This is a genomic window from Parvibaculum sp., assembly GCF_035511255.1.
In the GTDB taxonomy this organism is placed as follows: Bacteria; Pseudomonadota; Alphaproteobacteria; order Parvibaculales; family Parvibaculaceae; genus Parvibaculum.
In genome coordinates this window covers 1-2,709 of sequence record NZ_DATKFR010000392.1, presented here as the reverse complement: position 1 = coordinate 2,709, position 2,709 = coordinate 1, and the positions used below count along the sequence as shown (strand labels likewise).

Annotated in this window: 2 protein-coding genes and 1 pseudogene; 2 read left to right on the top strand and 1 reads right to left on the bottom strand. The window is 65.2% G+C overall.

The features are described from left to right. A pseudogene (locus VMR03_RS15100) lies at window positions 1-1,008 on the top strand (pyrroloquinoline quinone-dependent dehydrogenase); the annotation flags it as partial. A gap of 27 nt (window positions 1,009-1,035) precedes the next feature. Further along, the gene (locus VMR03_RS15095; protein ID WP_325406660.1) at window positions 1,036-1,782 is read left to right on the top strand and encodes a DUF4336 domain-containing protein; all 747 of its coding nucleotides are present in this window, start codon (window positions 1,036-1,038) and stop codon (window positions 1,780-1,782) included. On the opposite strand, the gene VMR03_RS15090 is transcribed toward VMR03_RS15095, so the two are convergent. Beyond that, window positions 1,783-2,709: Gfo/Idh/MocA family oxidoreductase (locus VMR03_RS15090; protein WP_325406658.1), on the bottom strand; the 927-nt coding region annotated here is incomplete at its 5' end.

Sequence of the window (2,709 nt, the reverse complement as noted above, 5' to 3'; positions counted from 1 at the left end):
GACGTCGTCTGGAGTTTCCAGACCGTGCATCACGACGTCTGGGACTACGATCTGCCGGCGCAACCGACGCTGGCGACGCTGATGCGCGACGGCAAGCCCGTCGATGTCGTCGTGCAGGTGACGAAGACCGGCTTCATGTTCGTGCTCGAACGCGACACTGGCAAACCTTTCTTCGGCGTCGAGGAAAGGCCGGTGCCGCAAGGTGCCGTCGCGGGCGAGGCGCTGTCTCCGACGCAGCCTTTCCCGGTGAAGCCGCCGGCACTCGTGCCGCAGAAGCTCGAAAAGGGCGGCGCCTGGGGCGTGGCGTGGTTCGACAAGCGCGCCTGCAATGCGAAGCTCGACAATATCCGCAACGACGGCCTTTTCACGCCGCCGTCCACACAAGGCACGTTGCTCTATCCCTTCACCGGCGGCGGCGCGAACTGGGGCGGCATGTCCTTCGACCCGGACCGGAAGATCGCGATCGTCAACGTCAATCGCGCCGGCCACATCGTGACGCTGTTCCCGGAAGCCGAATTCAAGGCGCGCAAGGAAGCCAGCCCCGGCAAGGAAATCTCGCCGCAGGAGGGGACGCCCTACGGCATGGAGCGCGATCTCTTCATGTCGCCGCTCGGTCTTCCCTGTTCGCCGCCGCCATGGGGCACGCTGGTTGCGGTCGATCTCAACGACGGCACGATCAAGTGGAACCGGCCGCTCGGCACCATCCGCGATCTCGCGCCCATACCGCTGCCGCTCGAATGGGGTGTGCCGAATTTCGGCGGTCCGCTGACGACGAAAACCGGCCTCGTCTTCATCGGCGCGACGATGGACAATTACCTGCGCGCCTTCGACATCGCAAACGGCAAGGAGCTGTGGAAGGGTCGACTGCCGGCGGGCGGACAGGCGACGCCCATGTCCTATACGTGGAAGGGCAGGCAATATGTCGTCATCGCGGCCGGGGGCCATGCCCGCGCCGGCACGAAGATCGGCGATTATGTGATCGCCTATGCCTTGCCGGAGGGACGCTGACGCTTCTTGCGAGGGAGAGGAGGGCTCATGTTCGATCTCGATCCCTATTGGCCGGTCAACACGCTGAAGCCGTTGGCCGAGAATATCTGGATCGTGGACGGACCGGTGATCCGCATGCGCTGGCTCTGGACGAGCCTTCCTTTCCCGACACGCATGACCGTCTTGCGGCTTGCCGATGGCGGGCTCTGGATCCACTCGCCGACCGAACTGACCCCGGCGCTGAAAGCGGAGGTCGACGCGCTGGGGCCGGTACGCTTCATCGTCGCGCCCAACCGGATCCACTATTGGTGGGTGCGCGACTGGCAGCAGGCATGGCCCGCGGCGCTGTCCTTCGCCGCGCCCGGGATGGGGGAGAAGGCGCGCCTTCGCGGCGCCATCTTCGATCGCATCCTCGGCGAAGTGCCTGTACCGGAATGGCGGGGCGAGATCGAGCATGTGCTGGTCGAGGGCAAGTTCATGGTCGAAGCCGATTTCTTTCACAAGGCATCGGCGACGCTGATCCTGACCGACCTGATAGAGAACTTCGAGGCGGCGAAACTACACGGGCGTCTCTGGAAGCTCCTTTGCCGTCTGGGCGGCGTGCTCGATCCGCATGGATCGATGCCGAGGGACCTGCGCGCGACATTCGCGGGTCGTCATGGTGATGTGAAGCGCGCGGTGGAGACAATGATCCTCTGGTCGCCGACGCGGATCGTCGTCGCGCATGGTCGCTGTTATGCGGGGGATGCGGTCGCCGAACTCCGTCGCGCCTTTCGCTGGGCGGGCGTTGCCTGATCAGTCGGGCGAGGTCCAGGCGGCATTGGCCCTGGACGAGCGCACCGCCGCATCGACGAAGCGCATAACGGCCAGTCCATCCCTGACGTCAGGCGAAAGGGCTGCCCGAGTCTCCGCCGCGCGGCCTTCCTTCTGCGCGGCGATCAGTTCCGCCGCGTCGTCATAGATTGTCGCGAAGCCGGCGAAATAATGCTCGAGTCCCGCGAGGCCCATCTTCGTCCAGTGGGCCAGCGCCTCTGCTTGTTCCGCAGTCGGCGCCAAAATCTCTGCCGGCTTGCCGACGAGAGCGAGATGCAGCTCACCGGGCCTCTCGACCGACCAACGCAATGCGCCTTTCGACCCATGGATGGCGAGATCGAAAGTATTGGTGTGTCCCGCTGCCGCCTGCGAGCACCAGAGGCTTCCCTTGGCACCGCCCTTGAAGCGCAGCAGCATGCTTGCGTCGCAATCGAGCGTCGTCACCGGGCCGAGCGCGGAGAGATCGGCGGCCACAGCTTCGAGATCGAGCCCGGACACATAGCTCGCCATGTGGAAGGCATGGCTGCCGACATCGGCGACCGTTCCCGCGATGCCGCTCCGCGCCGGATCGGTGCGCCAGACGGGCGCGGCATTCGCGCCGGCGCTTTCGAGATCGGCCATCCAGCCCTGGAAATAGATCGCTTTCACTGATCGGACGTCGCCAAGCGCCCCGGATCGTGCGATCTCGCGGGCTTGCCGCACCATCGGAAAGCCGGAATAGCTGTGCGTGACGACGAAGACGACATTCTTTTCCGCTGCAACACGGGCGAGTTCTTCGGCCTCCGCCAGATGCGCGGTCATCGGCTTCTCGCAAATGACGTGGATGCCATGCTCCATGAAGGCACGGGCGGCGGGCGCGTGAAGATGGTTCGGCGTCAGGATTGCGACGGCCTCGATGCCGTCGGGGCG